This window comes from Streptomyces sp. KL116D, assembly GCF_030766975.1.
Classification (GTDB): domain Bacteria; phylum Actinomycetota; class Actinomycetes; order Streptomycetales; family Streptomycetaceae; genus Streptomyces; species Streptomyces longispororuber_A.
The window spans coordinates 1-19,411 of record NZ_JASERH010000062.1; the positions used below are offsets into that span (position 1 = coordinate 1).

The window sequence follows — 19,411 nt, forward strand, 5'->3', positions numbered from 1 at the left end:
ACAACAAGACGCCAAGAGCGCCGCGAGCTGATCAGGAAGGCGGTACGAGAAGGCCGAGGCCGCCCAGACTTGCCCAGAGCGTTCTTGAGCAGTACAAGGCTCAGCTCGCCGAGGCTCGGCACGAGGCCGCGCGGCTGCGCCAGAGGCGCAGAGCAGGGCGCCGTTTCATCGCCGAGATGCGCGCGGAAGCGCCAGCGGCAGCGTGAGAGATCACGCCGCCGGTCACTCGCAGACGAGGCCGACCGCAAGGCCGCCGCTCAGGCGCTGCGTCAGACGTGGGCCGCCAGCTGGCCACCGACCTGCCGGCAAGCTCGTCGGCGAGTCCTCGAGACCACGCCCGGCAGTCGTAAACATCGAATCGCTCTCCCTCGATGACTCGATGGCAGCGCAGAGGCCGTCTCGATGACCGCCCACGGCTTTGCCGCGAGGCCCTCGCCGCCGCGCGTGAGCGCCTGGACGCGCGACCGACAACACGTCGGCCGTGACGCCGCCCTCGCCGGCGACCTGGCCGCGGTGACCGCGCTGCCGACCGCGAGGTCGCTGCGTCGGGTCCTGACCGACCCGGCGCAGGCCGGCACGCCAAGGCCGAGCTTGCGGGCCGTCTACAGCGGCCAGATCGGCGGCGGTTCCGCCGACCTGGTGGCCGGCCTGGTCCGCTCCCGCGGTCGGCCCGCGCGACCCGGTCGACCCCCGGACGAAAGCCGGGCCACCGCGGACCCGACCGCGGCGCAGAAGTCCGGTGAACCGACGACGTCGAGGACGAGCCGTCCCGGTTCGACCGACGTCGGCCCACCACCCTGTGCCGCGCCGCCCCAACGATCGCGGTTTCGGCCCGGCTAGGTGTTTTAGGGGTAGAAGTTTCGGCGGTTGGGCTAAGTTTGGCATTGAAAGGGTTTGCCGGTGCTTTAGACGTGCCTGGGATAGCTTAGTGGGATTCTGCCCTTTCTAAGCTGCTGCTGAGTGCTGGGAGCGATGGCGGCCGCCACTACGGCGGGTCCTGCTGAGCGACTCAGTAGAAGTAGTGCTTGGCCAGTTCCTGGCGAAGCTCTACGAGCTGCCAGATGCACCTGAACCTGACGGACCCCGAGGTCCCTGCGGATCATGTGCAGGTGGGTGACGAGGTCAACGGCTCCATCGCGGACCGCATCGAGGACGCCAGCTGCCGCACGGTCGGCTGACGCCTCACCACGTACGAAGGTCTCTAGTTGGGCCGTGCAGAGATTCCTGGGCTGGACCCCAGACCCCAAGAACACTTCGGGCCCAAATACAGAGCAGGGAACCCAGATGGCGGAGCTTTACGATCCGGCCGGAGGAGATCCGGGACGTTGGAGAACTTTGCGGTCCAGGCGTATTGCCGACGCGGCCTCGCGCGAGTATAGCCTGGTACGGTCACCGTGGCCGGTCGGCATTGCCAAGGTGGAGGGTCTTCCTCGGCCATGAACGAGCTGCTGAAGTTCGAGGACGGCACCCTGGGTCTCGCCCTCAACCTCGAGGAGCGCGAGATCGGTGCGGTCGTCCCCGGCGAGTTCAGCGGCATCGAGGAGGGCCAGCCATCACGCGTACCGGTGAGGTCCCTCTCCGTCGGCGTCGGCGAGGGCTACCTCGGCTTGCGCTGTCGACCCGCTCGGCAACCCGATCGACGTCTCGGCGAGATCGAGACCAGCGGCCGACGCGCGCTTGAGCTGCAGGCCCCGCGTCATGGCCCGTAAGTCGGTGCATCGAGCCGATGGAGACGGGCTACAAGGCCGTCGACGGTGATGACCTGATCGGCCGTGGCCAGCGTCAGCTGATCATCGGTGACCGTCAGACCGGCAAGACCGCCCTGGCCGTCGACATCATCAACCAGCGACAACTGCGCACTGGCGACCCGTCGCTGAGGTCCGCTGCGCTCCACGTCGCCATCGGTCAGGACGCTCCACCATCGCTCGTGCGTGCGTGGTGCGCTCGAAGAGGCCGGTGCCCTGAGTAGCACGAGACCATCGTCGCTCGCCCCGGCGTCCGGACCCGGCCGAAGCTTCAAGTACCTGGCGCCGTACACCGGCCTCGGCCATCGGCCAGCAGTGGATGTAATGAGGGCACAGCACGTCCTCATCTTCGACGACCTTCCGAAGCAGGCCGACGCCTACCGCGCCGTGCTCCCTGCTGCTCCGCCGCATCTCGCCGGGGCGCGAGGCCTACCCGGCAGTGACGCCTTCTACCTCGCACTCGCGTCTCTCTCCTCGAGGCGCTGCGCGAAGCCTCTCGACGAGCTGGGCGCCGGTTCGATGACGGGTCTGCCGATCGTCGAGACGAAGGCCAACGACGTCTCCCGCGTTCATCCCGACCGCCAACGTCATCTCCATCACCGACGGTCAGTGCTTCCCGGAGTCCGACCTCTTCAACGCCGGTCAGCGCGCGCGCGCTGAACGTCGGTATCTCGGTCTCCTGGAGTCGCGGCTCCGCCCAGCACAGGCGATGCGTCAGGTTCCGGGCCGACTCATGTCTCGACCTGGCCCAGTACCGCGAGCTGGAGGCGTTCGCCGCCTTCGGTTCCGACCTGGACGCCGCGTCGAAGGTCCGTAGCTGGAGCGCGGTCAGCGCCTGGTCGAGCTGCTCAAGCAGGCTCAGTACCAGCCGATGGCCACCGAGGGACCAGGTCGTCTCCATCTGGGCCGGTACCAACGGCAAGATGGACGAGGCTCCGGTCGTCGACATCCGGTCGCTTCGAGCGTGAGCTGCCATGCTCGACTACCTGCAACCGCAAGCGAGCAGGGCCCTGATGACCTCCATCATGAGTGTGGCGCCAAGATGTCGAACGACACGATCCAGGCCATCGATCGACGCGGTCGCGGAGTTCAAGAAGCAGCCTCGAGACCTCGGACGCAGCGCTCTCGGCGAGGACGCCCGCCGCCGCCGGTAAGTGACGACGGAAGGGACCGACTCATGGGAGCCCAGCTCCGGTCTACAAAGCGTCGCATCCGGTCCGTCACGGCGACCAAGAAGATCACCGCGATGGAGATGATCGCCGCCTCGCGCGTCGTCAAGGCGCAGCGCGGGTGCGCACGCCGTACGCGACCGAGCTGACGCGCGCGGTCACGGCGGTGACCGGGTCGGAACACCGGGCACCCGCTCGACGACGGAGGCGGAGAACGCAGCGATCCGCGCCGCGTGCGCTGCTGCTCACCAGCGACCGCGGTCCCGGCCCGGCGCCTTCAACTCAAACGCGATCAAGGCCGCGGAGCAGCTCCTACCGAGCGGCTCCGGGCCGAGGGCAGGAGGTCGACACGTACATCGTCGGCCGCCGTGGCCCGGGCCCTACAACTTCCGCGAGACGCAGGTCGCGGAGTCATGGGTCGGGTTTCACCGACGAGCCCACGTACGCGACGCCAAGACGGTCGCGGGCCCGTTGATCGAGGTTATCGAGAAGGGAGACGGCGCGAGCGGCGTGGATGAACTCCACATCGTCTACACCGAGTTCGTCTCGATGGTGACGCAGACGGCGCATCGACGGCCGTCTGCTGCCGCTCAGCCTCCGGAGCCGAGTCGCGGAGAGAGTCCTCGTCCAAGGACGAGATCCTTCCGCTGTACGACTTCGAGCCGTCGGCGGAGGACGTCCTCGACGCCCTGCTGCCGCGCTACGTCGAGAGCCGTATCTACAACGCGATGCTCCAGTCGGCTGCCTCCAAGCACGCCGCCACGCGCCGCGCGATGAAGTCGGCGACCGACAACGCGGGAGAGCTGATCAACACGCTCTCCCGATCTTGCCAACGCGGCCCGCCAGGCCGAAATCACCCAGGAAATCAGCGAGATCGTCGGCGGCGCCAGCGCCCTGGCCGACGCGACCGCGGGAGTGACAAGTAATGACGACCACTGTTGAGACGGCCGCTGCCACGGGCCGCGTCGCCCGGGTGATCGGGCCCGGCCGCCGACGTGGAGTTCCCGTCGGCGCGATGCCGGACATCTACAACGCCCTGCACGTCGAGGTCAACGACCCGGCGGAGGATCGGCAAGAAGAAGACTCCTGACGCTCGAGGTCGCCCAGCACCTCGGTGACGGCTTCCTGGTCCGCGCGATCTCCCAGCGCGGCAGCCCACCGACGGTCTGGTCCCGCCGCCCCGGTCACCGACACGGGTGCCTCCATCACCAGCGCCGGTCGGCGACTTCACCAAGGGGCAAGGTGTTCAACACCCTCGGCGACGTGCTGAACGTCGACGAGCAGTACACCGGTGAGCTGCATCCACCATTCACCGCAAGGCGCCGAACTTCGACGAGCTCGAGTCGAAGACCGAGATGTTCGAGACCGGCGTCGCGTCATCGACCTTCACCCCGTACGTCAAGGGTGGAAAGATCGGCTCTTGTTCGGTGGTGCCGGGCGTCGGCAAGACGGTGCTCATCCAGGAGATGATCTACCGCGTCGCCAACAACCACGACGGTGTTCCGTGTTCGCCGGTGTCGGCGAGCGCACCCGTGAGGGCAACGACCTCATCGAGGAAATGGCCGACTCCGGGCGTCATCGACAAGACCGCGCTGGTTCGGTCAGATGGACGAGCCGCCGGGCACCCGTCTGCGCGTGGCCCTCGCGGGTCTGACCATGGCGGAGTACTTCCGCGATGTGCAGAAGCAGGACGTGCTGTTCTTCATCGACAACATCTTCCGCTTCACGCAGGCCGGTTCCGAGGTCTCGACCCTGCTGGGTCGCATGCCCTCGGCCGTGGGTTACCAGCCGAGTCCCGGGCCGGACGAGATGGGTCTCCCAGGGAGCGCATCACGTCGACCCGTGGTCACTCGATCACGTCGATGCAGGCCATTTACGTGCCCGCGGACGACCTGACCGACCCGGCCCCGGCGACGACCTTCGCCCACCTCGACGCGACGACGGTTCTCTCCCGTCCGATCTCCGAGAAGGGCATCTACCCGGCCGTGGACCCGCTGGACTCCACGTCCTGCATCCTGGACCCCGCTACATCGCGGCGGGACCACTACAACACGGCCATGTGTGTCAAGACGGTCCTGCAGAAGTACAAGGACCTTCAGGACATCATCGCGATCCTCGGTATCGACGAGCTCGGCGAGAGGACAAGCTCACCGTCCACCGCGCCCGTCGCGTGGAGCGCTTCCTCTCGCAGAACACCCACGTCGCCAAGCAGTTCACCGGCGTCGACGGGTCGGACGTCCCGCTGGACGAGTCGATCGCGGCCTTCAACGCGATCATCGACGGCGAGTACGACCACTTCCCGGAGCAGGCGTTCTTCCTGTGCGGTGGCATCGAGGACCTCAAGGCCAACGCCAACGGGAGCTCGGCGTCTCCTGAAGGCCGGTGACGCAGTCGCTGACTTGTGGCTGACTCTTTGACGGGGGCGGGTGTCCCGCCCCCGTCGTACGCCCACTAGACTTTGACTCCAACACCCGGCAGCGGAGTGCCGCCGGGTGGTGACCCGAGAGCCCACCTTGGCTGCTGAGCTGCACGTCGAGCTTCGTCGCCGCGGACCGCAGTGTCTGGTCCGGCGAGGCCACCCTGGTCGTCGCGCGCACCACGTCCGGCGACATCGGCGTCATGCCCGGTCACCAGCCGCTGCTCGGTGTGCTGGAGTCGGGCCCGGTGACGATCCGTACGACCGACGGCGAGACGGTCGTGGCTGCTGTCCACGGCGGTTTCATCTCCGTTCGCGGACAACAAGCTGTCGCTGCTGGCTGGGCGAGATCGCCGAGCTGTCGGACGAGATCGACGTCCAGCGTGCGGAGCGGGCACTGACCGCGCCGTCGGACGCGGACGCGTCCGCCGAGCGGCGCGCCGATGTCCGTCTGCGTGCGGTGGCGGCCCGCTGACCCCAGCGAGCCCTGCTGACGGGCCTCAGCCGCGGCCCAGGCCGGAGATGACCTCCGGACCGGGTCGCGGCTGAGGCGATCCATCACTGTTTTTGCTGTTCCGTTATCAGGCGTTTGAATCCGTCGCGAAGCGAGGAGGTCGGTGCAGATGGTCCTCGTTCTCGTGCTGTGCGTAGTCGCGGTCGTCGTACTCGTATTGCTGGGGCTCTTCGTCTTCAGCCTGCGGCGGCGGCTGATCCAGCGGGTCCGGCGGGACGTTCGACTGCTCCCTGCGGTGGGACGCGCCTGGGCCGGACGCGGAGGACACCTCCGGCAAGGGGCTGGTGGCGGGACGCCCGCTACAACGGTGACCGCATCGAGTGGTTCCGCGTCTTCTCCTACGCGCCCCGGCCGCGGCGGATCCCTCGAACGGGCCGCCATCGAGGTCACCGGGCGGCGGGCCCCGAGGCGAGGAGGAGCTGGCGCTGCTGTCCGACGCGATCGTCCTCGCCTGTACGCATCGTGGCTCCCGGCTCGAACTCGCGATGAGCGAGGATGCGCTGACCGGCTTTCCTGTGGCGTGGCTGGAGGCAGGCTCCGCCGGGGCAGCGGGTCAATGTGGCGGCGGAAGCTTCGGGTGCGTGCGCTTCTCTGGCAGCTCGCGCCCCTGAAAGGCATGCGCTTCGCGCAGCACTGCATCTCTTGCGCGGGGAACTGTGCGACCAGCACCGGACCCGCAGATCCCCTTGAGACATGAAGAAGCCGGGCTGGGTGGGGGCGTTCCACCAGCCCGGCTTTCGGCTTTGACGGGGTGAGCGTTACTTCAGGCCGGAGTCGATCGCCGAAACCAGCTCACCGTTGGCCGTGTCGCCGGAGAACTCCCAGAAGAACGCGCCGCCCAGGTTCTGCTGACTTCGCCCAGCTCATCTTCGCGCCGATCGTCGCCGGGGGTGTCGTAGCGCCACCAGTCGGACCGCAGTACGCGTACGCCGTGCCGGCCGACCGTGCCGTTCGGCGGGGCACTTTGGTCTTGAGTTCCTTGTAGTCGCTCGATGCCCTGCTCGTACGTGCCGGCGGCGGGACCCGTCGCCGTGCCGCCCGGGCTCCTTCTGCGTGACGCCCGTCCAGCCGCGGCCCGTAGAAGCCGATGCCCGAGCAGGAGCTTCGCGGCCGGGCACGCCCATGGGCCTTCAGCTTGGCGATCGCGTCGGCCGAGTCGAAGCCGGCCTGCGGGATGCCAGCGTACGAGGTGAGCGGGGAGTGCGGGGCGCGTCGGACCCCTGCGCGTCCCAGGCGCCGAAGAAGTCGTAGGTCATCGACGTTGTACCAGTCCAGGGACTGGGCGGCGCCCGCGTAGTCGGTCGTCGTCGAGTCTTGCCGCCCGCCGAGCCGTCGGCGGTGATGGCGGACGGTGACCAGCGTTGTTGGCGCCGAACTGGTCGAACGCAGCGCGCGCGTGAGCCCCTTGCAGCGCGGCGGGACCCGGAGGTGTCGCAGGTCAGGCCGCAGGCGTTCGGGTACTCCCAGTCGATGTCGATGCCGTCGAAGACGTCGGCCCAGCGCGGGTTCCTCGACCAGGTTGTAGCAGGGACTAGGGCGAACGCGGCCGGGTTCTGTCGCCGTCTCGACCGAAGCCGCCCGGACCAGGTCCAGCCGCCGAACGACCACAGGGATCTTGAGGTTGGGGTGTTGGCCTTCAGCTGGCGGAGCTGGTTGAACGCTGCCGCGCAGTTCCTGGTCCCAGGTGTCGGCGACGCCGGAGACGGGTTGGTCGCCGCGGTGTAGGCCATGTCCGTCGTCGGCGTAGGTGTCGCCCATCGTGCACTTGCCGCCCTGGACGTTGCCGAAGGCAGTAGTTGATGTGGGTGACCTTGGCCGCCGGGCCCGACGTCTCCAGGTTCTTCGGGAAGTACTGGCGGCCGTAGACGCCCCAGTCGGTGAAGTAGCCCAGCTTGACCTTGTCACCGGTGCCCGGGTTGCCCGGGGTCGGTGCCGCCGCCAGTGGTGTGGACCTTGACCGCGCCGGAGGCGGACCCGTCTGGTCGGCCGTGTCGCGGGCCTGGACCGTGTACGAGTAGTCGGTGCCCCGCGGTCGGCCCGAAGTGTCGGTGTGTACGTGGTGCCCGGTGACCGTGGCGACCTTGGCGCCGTCGCGCAGCACGTCGTAGTTCTTGATGCCCTTGTCGTCGGTGGCGGCCGGCCAGGAGGAGACTTCGCCGAGGTGTCGGTGATGGCGGACGCGGTCGGGAGTGCCCGGGCGCGGTGACCGCGTCGCCGGGCACGTCGCCGCCGTCGCAGGAAGGCGCCGTTGAGCTTGCAACCGCTGGGGGCGCGCCGGCGCGGAGCCGTTGAAGCCGAAAAGGAGACCGAGGCGCCGCGAAAACGTCCCGTTCCAGGAGAAGGTTCTTCGCGGTCAGTGGTCGGCGGAGTTGGTGACGGTCGCGTCCCAGGCCGACGTCACTGTCGTGCCGGACGGAAGTCACTCGACGGTCCACGAACTGACCGCCGTGGTACCGGAGTTCTTGATCGTCCACTTGCCCTCGAAGCCGCTGCCCCAGTCCTGGGTCTTGGCGTACGTGGCGGTGACGGCGGTGGCCTCGGCGGCCGCGTGGGAGGGAGTGGCGAGGCCGACCAGTGCGGCGGCGGGCAGCAGGAGGGTGGTCAGAGCGGCGGTGGTTCTGTGCCGAAGAGTCGCTGTCTGGGTACGTCGGTTGAGCGCATCGGGGTGCTCCTCAGTTCAGGGTCCCGTGATGGGGGTGGATCCCTGCGACGCCCATGAGCACCGGAGTGGGGAATGTGCTCACCGCAGTGCGGCGAGAATAGAAAGGTCTGGACCATCGGTCAAGGTCTAAACCAATTACGGGTTTCGGCCAGCCTTCGGGAACGCCTGGAGCCCCAACTCCTGGGCCAGCACCGCGGCTTGCGCTCGGCTGCGCAGATCGAGAGCTTGCCGAGGGGGCGGCTGACGTGGGTCTTCACCGTCGCCTCCCGCCATGTCGAGGCGCCCGGCGATCTCGGCGTTGGACAACCCTGCCCAGGCACGACAGGACCTCGCGCTCGCGGCGCGTGAGCGTCTCCAACTCCGGCGGAGCGGACGGTGGTTCGGGCTGCTGCGGGGACGCGGCGAACTCCGCGATCAGCCGGCGGGTCACGGCCGGCGCGATCAGGCCCTCGCCGCGCGCCACCGATCCGTACGCCCGCGATCAGGTCCTTCGCGTCCGGTGTTCTTGAGCAGGAACGGACGCCCCCGCCCGCAGCGCCCGAACGTACTCGTCGAGGTCGAAGGTGGTGATGCACCAGGACGTCCGCGAGACCCTCGCCGACCACCACGCGGGTGGCCGAAACGCCGTCCGGACGCGGCATCTGCATCCATCGCGGGACCACGTCGGGCCGGAGCTCGCGAGCCACGCGCCACCGCGCGCTCGCCGTCCTCCACCTCACCGACCACCTCGATGTCGGGCGCGCTGTTCGGGATGAGCGCCAGGGCCGGAGCGGACGGCGGCCTGGTCCTCGGCGACGAGCACACGGATCACGTGGACTCCCCTTTCCGGTACGGGGTTCTCCAGCGGCAGGACGGCGCACCCGCCACGCCTCTCCCCGGCCGCACCGCCGGGTTCCGCGCCCAGCGGGCCGCCTCGAAAGGTGCCGCCGAGCAGCGCCGTGCGCTCGCGCATGCCGACGAGCCCGGCGCCCAGGGCAGGTGCCCGCGGCGCCGTCCCGGTCACCGTACGGGCTGGTGACCCGGACCTCGATCCGGTCGTCCGAGCAGGCGACGACGACCGGGACCCGGCCCGCCGAGGCGTGCTTGAGGGCGTTCGTGAGCGACTCCTGCACGATGCGGTAGGCGGCGGCTCGACCGGCGCGGGCGAGGCCGGTGGCGGTCCCGGTCAGGGGTGAGGGCGGCGTCGAGCGCCGTTCGTGCAGGGCGTGCTCGACCAGCGCGGCGAGACCGTCCAGAGGTGGGCGCGGCGACCGGCTCCGATGTCGCCGCTCGAATCGCGCAGGATGCCACGATGAGCCGGCGCATCGGCCAACCCGTCGACGCTGTTCTCGCGGATCGTCTCCAGCGCGGTACGGGTCGTCGCCGCGTCGTCGATGGACAGCGCGGCGGTGGGTGGATCGCGATCGCGAAGGTGGTTCGCGACCATGTCACGTACAGCTCGCGCGCCATCCGGGCCCGCTCCGCCGTCACCGCCTGGAGTGCGGTCCATCTCGGCCAGCGGCGCGGTCTGCTCGGCCGTAGCCGCTCCGCCGCGGCCGCCTTTCCGGTGGTTGCGCACCAGGACGCCGGTGGTCGCGGGCGCGAACGTGATCAGTCCGACGGCGACCCCCGATCAGCAGCGCCTCGGGCTGCCGCCACGCGGCGAGGTGCCCAGCGTCGAGCCGACGGTCAGCCCAGCCCGCTGCCGACGGGATGCGGCGGGCCGCGGCCGGGGACCCGTACAGGACGGCCGCGTACACCAGGTCCGTGTACATCGGGACCGTCGCCAGACTGCCCTGGGTGCACTGGTCGGCGGCGAGCACGACGGTGCCGGCGCACAGCGCGAACCACGGCCGGGTCGCGCCGCAGCAGCTCCAGGCCCGCCATGGCGGCCAGCGGCACCAGCAGCCACGAGCCGTTGAACAGCCGCCCCGGGTTCGATGCCCGACGAGGCCCACAGGGACCAGGCCGCGCGGTCCGACCGCGCGGCGATCGGACGTCGTCGCGGTGCGGTGGGCGAGGCGGGGGCGGCTGCATGACTCCATCAACACGTCCGCGGTGCGCCGGGCGCGCAGTGCCCGCGGGACGAAACACACGGGTCCCCGCTACATCGAAGGATGCAGTCGGGTTCGTCTCCTGCGACGCGACGATCACGCGGCGTTCGGCGGGGACGCTGGAAGCGGAGAACGAGGAGCCCACCGTGATCGTCACGCTGATCGTCATCTGCGAGGTCGCCTTCACAGGTGCTGCTGGCGGGGGACTCGCGCTGCGCTACTGGGCGAAGATGCCGCGGGCGGGCGTCGCGGTGCTGCTGTGCGAAGCGCCTCCTGGAGGTGCTGCTCTTCGTCGTCACCGCCATCGACCTCAAGAACGGCGCCGAACCCGACTGGAAGCACGGCCTGGCCGCCGTCTACATCGGCTACTCCATCGCGCTCGGCCACTACACGATCAAGTGGGTCGACGTCCGCGTCGCCCACCGCTGGGCTGAGCGGCCCGCCCCGACGACGCCCCGGTACGCAGATCCCACGCGATCCATGCAAGTGATGGCATGGCCGCGCGCTGTGGATCGTCTGCGTCGGCCATCGCACCAATCGGGCTGCTGCAGCGCTCATCTGGTACGTCGAGCAGCGGCTCGACCGAAGCTCTCCATCGTGGCGATGGCAGCGATAAAGATGCTGTTCGTGATCGCCATCAACCTGGTCATCGCGCTGTCTACGCTGTTCATTACGAAAGAAAGAGACGCCGGCCGGGTAAAGCAGTCCGGACGCAGGATGAAGGTGCCTAGCGCTCCCGCCCGGCACCCGCAGCACGTCCCGACATCGCTCCTTGTTGTGCCGTGCGGGCCAGGATGAACAGGAGGGTCGGAGGCGGACGGTACGTCGCCGTGAGGGGTTCATCGTGTCGCCGTGGACCTCGAGCGCCGCCCGTGGAGCGCTCGGCCCGCCGGACCACCGTGCACGCCTGGTGCAGCGCCGCGCCGGCGGTGCCGCCCGGCAGGATGAAGGAGCGCAGCTTCTCCAGCTCGGCGTTGAAGCGGTCGCAGTCCGCCTCCAGCTTGTCGACGTAGAACTGCTCCACGCGCAGCGGCAGGTACTCGGGCTCGGCGACGACCGGGGTGGAGAGGTCGGCGCCGACGTCGAACAGGGTCGTTCTGGACGCGCGTCAGCACCGTCACGACCTCCTCCGCCAGGCCGCCGAGGGCGATCGCCGTGCCGAAGGGACCGCGTTGGCCCTCGTTGGCGTCCGCGTACGCCGAGATCCGCGAATCCGGTCTTGGCGGTTGCGGCTCGGTGTCGCCCAGGGCGGTGGTGCCCTTGTCTCCGGTACGGGTGTAGATGCGCGTCCAGGGTTGACCATGCAGCCAGCTGCAGCGCGCCCGCCTTGCGGAAGACACGTGTGCCCACTCGTCACGGCGCAGAAAGCGCCGCGAGCTGCGAGCGCGAACTCACGGAACCCGTAGAGCATGGTTGTTGCGGTCGCGCTCGCCCGCGTACGCGTCCCGCATCGCGTCGACGAGATAGCGCGGACCGGCATGACGTGCGAGAGGACGTCCAGCCAGCCGGGCGCGAGCGCGCCATCGGCAGCATCAGGCCCGACAGCAGCATCGACGGCACGCGATCGCGTTGATGACGGGACCGAACTCCTGCGGCGTGGCGACCCGGAGCGCCAGCGCGCTACGACAGCGAGGCGAGCGAGACCGTCAGCAGGGCGACGAAGCCGAAGCCGATCAGGATCCCCGGCGAGCGGCGCCTGCAGCCCCATCGCCAGCGCGGCCAGCACCAGCAGCACGGCCCTGGAAGAGGAGAGCGCGGTGGTCGCGCAGCACGGCCGAGCAGCAGCGCGAGCCGGCTGACCGGCGTGACGCGCATCCGCTCCACGACGCCGTTGTTCTTCCTCCAGGATCACCGAGAACCCGGCGAACGAGGCCTCGAACAGGCCGAGTTGGAGCAGCAGCCCGGGCACCAGGACCTGCCAGGAGCTGCCCGCGGCGCTCAGCGGCAGATCGGTCAGCAGCGGCCCGAAGAAGAGCAGGTACAGCAGCGGCATCAGATGCTGAAGAGGATCTGGAACTTGGAGGGAGAGGGTCTGCGGGCGTACCGCCCAAGATCAGCAGGGTGTCCGTGGTCAGGGTCCTCATGCCGCTCACACCGCCACCGGGGTCGTGGCGCGCAGGGTCCGCGGCCGGTGATCGCCAGGAAGGTCTCCTGTACGGCGTCGCGTCGATCGACCCGCCGCCGCGCGCGAGCTTAGAGGGCGCTCGGTGCCGGCCGGCGGCGACGACTGGTCCACGACTGACGATCCGGTCTCGCGAGGGCGTCCGCCTCGTCCAGGTAGTGCGTGGTCGGGAAGACCGTCGTGCCGTGCTCGTCGCGCAGCCAGGCGCAACCAGGTCCCACAGGGCGGCGCGGCTGCCGGGGGTCGAGCGCGCGCCGTCGGCTCAGTCCAGGAAGAGGACCCGCAGTGCGAGCCTGAGTGGCGATGTCGAGGCTGTGGCGCCGCCGGCCGCCGGAGAGCGCGGCCGATCCTGCGGTCCAGGAGGCCGGTCAGGAGGCTGAGGTCGGCCGCCAGCTCCCTCCGGCGCGGTCGGCCGACTGAGTCCGTGCCCCGGCTGGTAGAGGCGGCCCTGGGTGACCAGCTCCTGCGCGCACCGAGACAGCCTCGCCGACGCCGCCGGACTGGGCGACGTACCGACCGCGCGGCGCACCCTCGACCGGGGTCCGGTCGCGAGGTCGTGGCCCGCGACGGTGGCCGCGCCGCGCCGGTGACGCCAGCAGGGTCGTGAGCATCCGCAGGGTCGTGGTCTTGCCCGCGCCGTTCGGGCCGAGGAAGCCGCGAGGATCTCGCCGGCCCCGACGCGCAGGTCGATGCCGCGGACCGCCTCGACGGGGGCCGCGCCTGGTGGAAGGTCCCGCGAGCCCGGACGTGCTGATGACTGCCATGCGGACCAGAAAACAGAGTCACTTAAATCTTTGCAACGTCCCCAAAAACTAAGTGAAGCCAGCGAACGGCCAGGATCGACCCCATGGCAGAAGGGCTCAGGGAGCGGAAGAAGCGGGCAGACCAGGCAGTACATCTCGGACGTGGCGACCGGGGCTCTTCCTGGAGCGCGCTTCGACGCGGTGACCGTCGCGGAGGCGGTCGTGACGCCGCCGACGTCTCCGTGAACACCGTCTACAACTACTTCCCGGCCAAGTGAGGACCTGTTCCTCGACCAGCTCCGGCGTCGTCGACCGGATGTCGCGCTGGTCCGCGGCCGCGACGCGCGGAGTCCGCGGCGGCCGCGGTCCTGCGCGAACTGCGCGGCGAGGTCGAGGCGGTCCCCGCGCGTCGGCCTGATGGACGGCTACCAGCAGTTCATGCGGTGCTGCACGACGCGCCCCACGCTCAGGTCCCGGATGGGCGGCTGTCCCAGGAGGTCCTGGAGAACATCGAGGCGACCCTGCGCGAGGAGGTCGGCGCCGACCCGGCCGACACCCTGCCGGCCCTTGGTCGCCGGCCAGATCAACTGGGTGCACCAGACCGTCATGGGGAGAGATCGGGCTGCCGCATGATGGCGGGCGGCAGGCCCGCCGAGGTCTCCCGCGAGATGCTCGGCCTGCTCGACGAGATCGAGGGAACCCTGAGTGGCAGCAGGCTCAACTACGCCGTACGCGGCGCCTGATGACCCAACCCGGTGTGATGTCCGTCATTCGAGACGTGACGCGCGCATCTCTAAGCGGTCACACACGGCATCACGGACGCTAGGGTCCTCGCAAAAGAGCAACGTGTAGCGGGTAAGCGGTTAAGGGAGTCGCACGTGGCAGCGGAAGCTCGCCGTCATCGGAGCCGGTCCCATGGGATCCGGTACTCGCCCAGGTCTCTCCGCCCAGGCGGGCTGGGACGTCGTCCTGCGCGACGTCACCGACGAAGCCCTCCGGCGCGGTACCTGACGGGCATCCAGGCGCCGTACGACGTAGGATCGTTGAGCAAGGGAAGCTCGCCGCCGAGGACGCCGAGGCAGCACTCGCCCGCATCACGCGACCGCGGTCTGGGACCGCCAGTCGCCGACGCCCGACTTATCGTCGTCGAGGGCCGTCTTCGAGAAGCTCGAGGTCAAGCACGAATCTTCCGCACGCTCGGCAAGATCGTGCGGGACGACACGGTGCTCGCGTCGAACACCTCCGCCATCCCGATCACCAAGGTCGCGGCCGTCACCGAGCGCAGCCCGCGCGGTCCGTCGGCGCGCACTTCTTCTCGCCCGTGCCGATGATGCAGCTGTGCGAGCTGCGTCCGCGGGCTACAAGACGAGCGACGAAACCCTCGCCACCGCACGGGAGTTCGCCGAGTCCGTCGGCAGACACGCATCGCCGCCAGCCGCAGACGTGGCCGGCTTCGTCGCCCACCCGTCTCATCTCCGCCCTCGTCGTCGAGTGCGCCGCGAAGCGCTGTACGGAGTCGGGCGTCGCCGCACCGCCGAGGACATCGACATCGCCTGCAAGCTCGGCTTCGGACGCGCGATGGGCCCGCTGGCCACCGCCGACCCGCTGACCGGCGTCGACATCCCTGCTCCACGCGACCGGGAACGTCAACGGAGCCTGCAGGACGAGAAGTTCTGCGCCGCCGGAGCTGCGATGCACTTCGGATGGCTGACGCCAGCGACATCGGGCGCAAAAGAGCGGAAGCAAGGGTTCTGCCAAAGCACGGCTGAATCGTGCACGCCTGACGCCATGTCACCCGTGAATTCGCATCGGTTCGCTGACAGACGGCAACTTCTGGCCCCTCCACGGCCAGTCAGTTGCAGTGACATACCAGATCCACGCGGATACCTTCGTCACTATTTGATTGCACGAGCGCATATGCACATCAGGGGCGACCACGTCGGAGACTGCCGTCAGCCGCCTCGACGTCCGCAGCGCGGCGGACGCCCGTACGGTCCCTGCACACCGCCGTCGACGACTGGCACTCGGTGACCCTGGCGCTCGACCGCAATCCGAACTCGACTCTGTGGGACGCGACGGGGCTCGGCGTCATCATGGGCGCCCACCGGCGTGCCGGGCGCCTGCGGACGCCGGCTCGTGCTGCGCGGGGTGCCGCCCCAGATGCAGCGCCTCCTCGTGGCGACCCGGCTGCACCGGATCCTGGCCATCAGGCGGCATCGGCACGTCGAGTCGCTGCCACGCGTCCTGACCCGAGCCGCCGCGCGTCCGGCAAAAGGGTTCGCAACGGCGGAAGGGCAAAGCGGACCACAACGGCCCACAGGGGAATGAGCCGTTCATTCCTGTGGGAAGCGCTCACAATCCTCGCGAGACTGTGACGGCGGGCGGGGCGGTACCCCGGGTGTTCGTAGATACTTGGTGAAGGTCTTCCCAGGGGTTCGGTCGCCCGCGGTACGACACCCGATGCGCGGGCACGGACCAGAAGCGACAGCGCAGTGTGCACAGGCCCGGGAGGGGCAAAGCGGCACACCACGCTTTTTGGGGGCTTTGACCATGGACCCGGTGAACCGACCGGAAGATTTCAGCCAGGACCGGCACGACGACGTCGTCTGCCGCCGGTGGCCCTGCCAGCGTCCGCCGCGCGATCCGCTCACACCCGACTTCGGCACAGCGCGCGCCCGCGTCGCACGCACCGTGCGGCTCGTGTCCGGCGACTACCTCCCTGACCGTCAGCCTGTCGACGGCAGCGAGATCGAACCCTGCCCGCCGGGCGAGCGCGGCCGGCCCGTCAAGTACGACGCCACCGAGGCGCATCGAGGCGCGCGCGCGCCGCCCGCTTCGATGCCGCCCGGGCCGCTTCTGCCGACTCCCGCTCCTGGGCGGCAGGGAGGAACCGCGAGGCGGCTCGTCCGGCTCACTCGCGCGCGGCCGTTCCGTCCGGCTCACCGGCCGGCGTCCGGCTCCGGACGCACCGCGCTGCTCGACCAGATAGCAGAGGACTGCACTCGACGTCGCGCCCGACGGCGTGGTCCGGCTCTCCGGCCACCCGCCGCTCCGCGGCGGCGTCCTGTACGACCTCTTCCGGCGCGGTCTACAACGCACCACTGCACCGCCCGACCGCACCCTGCTGCTCGAACTCTCGTCCACGAGATCGGCGCCGTCGTCGACACCTGGACGACCTGGGTTCAGCGGCGCCGCTCGACGAACTCCTCGAAGCGACGCCCGGGTGCGCCCTTCCTGCTGTCCGCGACGCCCGACGTCGCCGCGCCGTCAAACTCCACGTGGAGGTCTTCCTCGGCGGGCTCGGCCGCGGCAGCAGCCTCGAACTCCTGGAGCGGGCCGTCGGCCGCGTCCTCACCGACGGAGGCGCAGTGGGCCGGCGACCTCTGGTTCGAGGTCAGGGGCTGCCGCTGCGCTTCGCCCAGGCCGGTGCCCTGCTGCGCCAGCGCGACCTGCTGCGCGCCGACCCGGGCGCCTTCGACGAGTACGGCTACTACGGGGCCTGAGGCGCACCGATCGACGCCCTTCGACGCCGCCGACGGGCACGACGTGCCGCTGCCCTCGCTCGCCGACGGGGCCGCGCCCCGCCGCGCTGCTCGCGTCCCGGCTGAGCAGGTCGGCCCGCCGCCTGCGGTTCGCCGTCGCGCTGGGCGGCGAGATCCCGCACCAGGCGCACCCTGCCCGCGCTCGTCGGCGACACGCACGCCGACGCGGCCCTCCGAGCTCGTCGCCGGCGCACTGGTCACCGCGGTCGGCGGCCGCTACCGGCTCGCCTCCCGGAGTGCAGACCCAACTGGGGCCGTGGGCTACGCCGACGACACGGTCGGGTACGCGGACGCCGCCCGGCACTACGCCTGGTGGGCCGGTCACCCGTCGGTCGGGCCCGAGCGGGTCGCCGCCGAGTCCGATGCCGTACTGGCCGCTCCTGGCCTCGTGCCGTCCACGACGCCGCCCGTCGACGGCAGGACCAGCGCGTCCGTGGAGCTGGCCAGGAGCGGCCGCGCCCGCCGCCGCCGGGCTCGCCTGGAGCGCCTGGGAGCAGGCGCTGCGGGCAGGAGGCCACCCGGCTGGCGGTGAGGTCCCCAGAGCCTATTTCCACCACGAGTTGGGCATCCTCCGCTGCTCGGCGGGCAGCTCGACGGGCCCCACTTGCGAGCTGGAGGCCTCCATCGGCCTGCACGCGCGGCGCCCTCGCCGACAAGCGCGGCACGATCGCCGGACGCCCGCGCGCTCGCCTGGTCGCGGACCCATCGGGCGCGCTGCCCGGCAGGCGCACGGCCGCAGGCGAGGAAGTCCCGGACGCGATGTACGAGGTGCAGTCGCCGCCCGGTGGCGTGCCCGCCGCGTACGCCCTGCCCGAACCGCCGCGCGAGCCGGACACGCTGGTGACCCGGCAGGCCCACCCAGGCCCCGCCGACCGTCGTCGGCGGCCGCGCCCTCGCACAAGTCGGTCGTCACCGGCGCAGCGTCGTCGCGGCCGGCGCCGGGCGCTGCTCGCCGCGGTGCTCGGCACGGTCGTCACGCTCGGCGCCGTCGAACAAACGACGGGCGATCGTCCGACAGGTCGGCACGAACCCGTCGGCGTCGGCGGGGGAGAACGGCGGGGGCTCGGCGCGGACAAGGCCGACCAGGGCGGTGGCGGCGGTTCGTCGTCGTCGAAGCCGACCGACCCCGGCCAGGACATCCCCGGCACGGCGGACGGTCGGCGCATCGACCGGCTCCAGCGGTGAGCCGTCGGACGACCCGAGCGGCTCGAAGTCGCCAGTTAAGCCGACAGAAGTCATGACCGACGACCAAACCGCCCACCACGAAGCCGCCCCACCACGAAGCCGCCGACGACCAAGCCGCCGACGGCAAGCCGCCGACGTCCGAGCCGCCGACGACCCGCCGACGTCCGAGCCGCCGACGACGCCGCCGGAGACGACCCCGGACACGTCCGACTCGGCGAGCGCGCGGTCTCCGACGGGGACCAGCGCCACCAGCACCGCCACCGTCATGTAGGAGGCCCCGTCCAGGGTGACAGGCTGTGTCGATCAGCGGCTCCGCCGCGGGGCGCAAGCAACCCACGAAATGCCGCAGACGCATCTGCTCATGGACCGAGCAGATGCGTCTGCGGCTGGCTCTAATGGCTGAGCGCGCAGTTCCCCCGCGCCCCTGACGGGGCGCGGCCGGCCGAATGGCCGGGAAACGGTACAGGTCAGAACAAGCGGGCTTGTCGTCCTCGATGCGCCATCTGTCGTAGTCGAGGACGGCGCGGCCAAATGCCCAGGGTCGGTGGCGAGGGACGCGTGCCTGCTGGCGATCTCCTGGGCGGCGAAGATGCCGCGGACCGGCGCGAGGTGCGGATCGCGGTTCAACAGCTCCAGGTAGCGCGTGAGTTGCTCGACGCCGTCGATCTCGCCCCGGCGCTTGATCTCGACGGCGACGGTCTGCCCGTCGGCGTCGCGGCTTTGAAGATGTCTGACCGGACCGATCGCCGTCATGTACTCGCGGCGGATCAGCAGTAGCCTCGCCGAACGTCTCGATGGTCGGCGAGCAGCTCCTGAGTGCGCTTCCCGCCGTCCTTGATGAGACCCGGATCGACGCCGAGTTCGTGCGAGGAATCGTGGAGGATTTCCTCCATCGTGATGATGAGTTTCTCGCCCCTTTGTTGATGACGGTCACGTGCCTCGTCGTCGCCGGCGCCCTCCTTCAAGGTGCACGGCGGGGACATCCAGTTGAGGGCTTGTAAGGCCCGGTCGTCCGCGTGGATGGAGACGCTGCCGTCCGCCTTCACGAGGATCAGGCGCGGGGCCGACGGCGAATGGGCGTTGAGGCGGCCCGCGTAGTCCACGGGCAACAGACGATGACAAGACGCATGGTCGGCAACGCTACTCGACACCCTCGGTCCACGCACTTCGCCCCAGTAGGCCCCCGTTCGTTATTGACGGTTGTGTGCGAACCATGCGCTCCACGCCCTATTTGCCGCCCGGACGCGTTGCATACCGTAGAGAAACGGGAGGTCGCGACG

At 70.0% G+C, this 19,411-nt stretch carries 13 protein-coding genes and 12 pseudogenes; 17 read left to right on the forward strand and 8 right to left on the reverse strand.

Annotation, left to right across the window (positions count from 1 at the left end; translation table 11 throughout):
* The 10 genes and pseudogenes from RBJ77_RS25395 to RBJ77_RS25440 all read left to right on the forward strand — a co-directional run.
* Positions 1–350 (forward strand): annotated as a pseudogene (locus RBJ77_RS25395) (F0F1 ATP synthase subunit B); the annotation flags it as partial.
* A 94-nt stretch (positions 351–444) separates the two neighbouring features.
* Positions 445–840 carry a hypothetical protein gene (locus tag RBJ77_RS25400; RefSeq protein WP_372347163.1) on the forward strand — a complete coding sequence of 132 codons (396 nt, stop codon included), beginning with the start codon at positions 445–447 and terminating at the stop codon, positions 838–840.
* A 596-nt stretch (positions 841–1,436) separates the two neighbouring features.
* On the forward strand, positions 1,437–1,709 hold the full coding sequence (locus RBJ77_RS25405) for a hypothetical protein (protein WP_372347164.1): 273 nt from the start codon (positions 1,437–1,439) through the stop codon (positions 1,707–1,709).
* A gap of 17 nt (positions 1,710–1,726) precedes the next feature.
* On the forward strand, positions 1,727–1,969 hold the full coding sequence (locus tag RBJ77_RS25410) for a hypothetical protein (RefSeq protein WP_372347165.1): 243 nt from the start codon (positions 1,727–1,729) through the stop codon (positions 1,967–1,969).
* Between the two features lie 100 nt (positions 1,970–2,069).
* On the forward strand, positions 2,070–2,405 hold the full coding sequence (locus tag RBJ77_RS25415) for a hypothetical protein (RefSeq protein WP_372347166.1): 336 nt from the start codon (positions 2,070–2,072) through the stop codon (positions 2,403–2,405).
* 131 nt (positions 2,406–2,536) lie between these two features.
* Entirely contained in the window at positions 2,537–2,713 is a 177-nt protein-coding gene (locus RBJ77_RS25420; protein WP_372347185.1) for a hypothetical protein, read from the forward strand.
* 209 nt (positions 2,714–2,922) lie between these two features.
* A pseudogene (locus tag RBJ77_RS25425) lies at positions 2,923–3,856 on the forward strand (F0F1 ATP synthase subunit gamma).
* Positions 3,840–5,300: pseudogene (atpD, locus tag RBJ77_RS25430) on the forward strand (F0F1 ATP synthase subunit beta). The pseudogenes RBJ77_RS25425 and atpD overlap by 17 nt, the downstream one beginning before the upstream one ends.
* A gap of 127 nt (positions 5,301–5,427) precedes the next feature.
* A pseudogene (locus tag RBJ77_RS25435) lies at positions 5,428–5,805 on the forward strand (F0F1 ATP synthase subunit epsilon).
* A 148-nt stretch (positions 5,806–5,953) separates the two neighbouring features.
* Positions 5,954–6,408, forward strand: a pseudogene (locus RBJ77_RS25440) (DUF2550 domain-containing protein); the annotation flags it as partial.
* 566 nt (positions 6,409–6,974) lie between these two features.
* Here RBJ77_RS25440 and RBJ77_RS25445 read toward each other — a convergent pair.
* The 7 genes and pseudogenes from RBJ77_RS25445 to RBJ77_RS25475 form a co-directional block, all read right to left on the reverse strand.
* On the reverse strand, positions 6,975–7,574 hold the full coding sequence (locus RBJ77_RS25445; RefSeq protein ID WP_372347167.1) for a glycosyl hydrolase family 18 protein: 600 nt from the start codon (positions 7,572–7,574) through the stop codon (positions 6,975–6,977).
* Positions 7,481–8,104 carry a hypothetical protein gene (locus RBJ77_RS25450; protein WP_372347188.1) on the reverse strand — a complete coding sequence of 208 codons (624 nt, stop codon included), beginning with the start codon at positions 8,102–8,104 and terminating at the stop codon, positions 7,481–7,483. The genes RBJ77_RS25445 and RBJ77_RS25450 overlap by 94 nt, the downstream gene beginning before the upstream one ends.
* A gap of 159 nt (positions 8,105–8,263) precedes the next feature.
* A complete protein-coding gene (locus tag RBJ77_RS25455; protein WP_372347186.1) occupies positions 8,264–8,449 on the reverse strand; it encodes a cellulose binding domain-containing protein in 186 nt (61 codons plus the stop codon).
* Positions 8,450–8,641: 192 nt separating this feature from the next.
* Positions 8,642–9,317 (reverse strand): annotated as a pseudogene (locus RBJ77_RS25460) (LuxR C-terminal-related transcriptional regulator).
* A 354-nt stretch (positions 9,318–9,671) separates the two neighbouring features.
* Positions 9,672–9,932, reverse strand: a complete 261-nt coding sequence (locus RBJ77_RS25465) for a hypothetical protein (RefSeq protein ID WP_372347168.1) — start codon at positions 9,930–9,932, stop codon at positions 9,672–9,674.
* A gap of 1,336 nt (positions 9,933–11,268) precedes the next feature.
* A pseudogene (locus RBJ77_RS25470) lies at positions 11,269–11,846 on the reverse strand (ATP:cob(I)alamin adenosyltransferase); the annotation flags it as partial.
* A 10-nt stretch (positions 11,847–11,856) separates the two neighbouring features.
* Positions 11,857–12,588: pseudogene (locus RBJ77_RS25475) on the reverse strand (ABC transporter permease); the annotation flags it as partial.
* Positions 12,589–13,508: 920 nt separating this feature from the next.
* Here RBJ77_RS25475 and RBJ77_RS25480 point away from each other — a divergent pair.
* From RBJ77_RS25480 to RBJ77_RS25510, 7 genes and pseudogenes are all read left to right on the forward strand, one after another.
* Positions 13,509–14,147 (forward strand): annotated as a pseudogene (locus tag RBJ77_RS25480) (TetR/AcrR family transcriptional regulator).
* A gap of 172 nt (positions 14,148–14,319) precedes the next feature.
* A pseudogene (locus RBJ77_RS25485) lies at positions 14,320–15,173 on the forward strand (3-hydroxyacyl-CoA dehydrogenase family protein).
* A gap of 148 nt (positions 15,174–15,321) precedes the next feature.
* Positions 15,322–15,732: pseudogene (locus RBJ77_RS25490) on the forward strand (STAS domain-containing protein).
* Between the two features lie 950 nt (positions 15,733–16,682).
* On the forward strand, positions 16,683–16,907 hold the full coding sequence (locus RBJ77_RS25495; protein ID WP_372347169.1) for a hypothetical protein: 225 nt from the start codon (positions 16,683–16,685) through the stop codon (positions 16,905–16,907).
* 295 nt (positions 16,908–17,202) lie between these two features.
* Positions 17,203–17,478, forward strand: a complete 276-nt coding sequence (locus tag RBJ77_RS25500; RefSeq protein ID WP_372347170.1) for a hypothetical protein — start codon at positions 17,203–17,205, stop codon at positions 17,476–17,478.
* A gap of 227 nt (positions 17,479–17,705) precedes the next feature.
* Positions 17,706–18,131, forward strand: a complete 426-nt coding sequence (locus tag RBJ77_RS25505) for a hypothetical protein (protein ID WP_372347189.1) — start codon at positions 17,706–17,708, stop codon at positions 18,129–18,131.
* A 52-nt stretch (positions 18,132–18,183) separates the two neighbouring features.
* Positions 18,184–18,402 (forward strand): hypothetical protein, encoded by a 219-nt coding sequence (locus tag RBJ77_RS25510; RefSeq protein ID WP_372347190.1) that lies wholly within the window; start codon positions 18,184–18,186, stop codon positions 18,400–18,402.
* Positions 18,403–18,612: 210 nt separating this feature from the next.
* On the opposite strand, the pseudogene nucS reads toward RBJ77_RS25510, so the two are convergent.
* Positions 18,613–19,260 (reverse strand): annotated as a pseudogene (nucS, locus tag RBJ77_RS25515) (endonuclease NucS); the annotation flags it as partial.
* Positions 19,261–19,411: the final 151 nt, after the last annotated feature.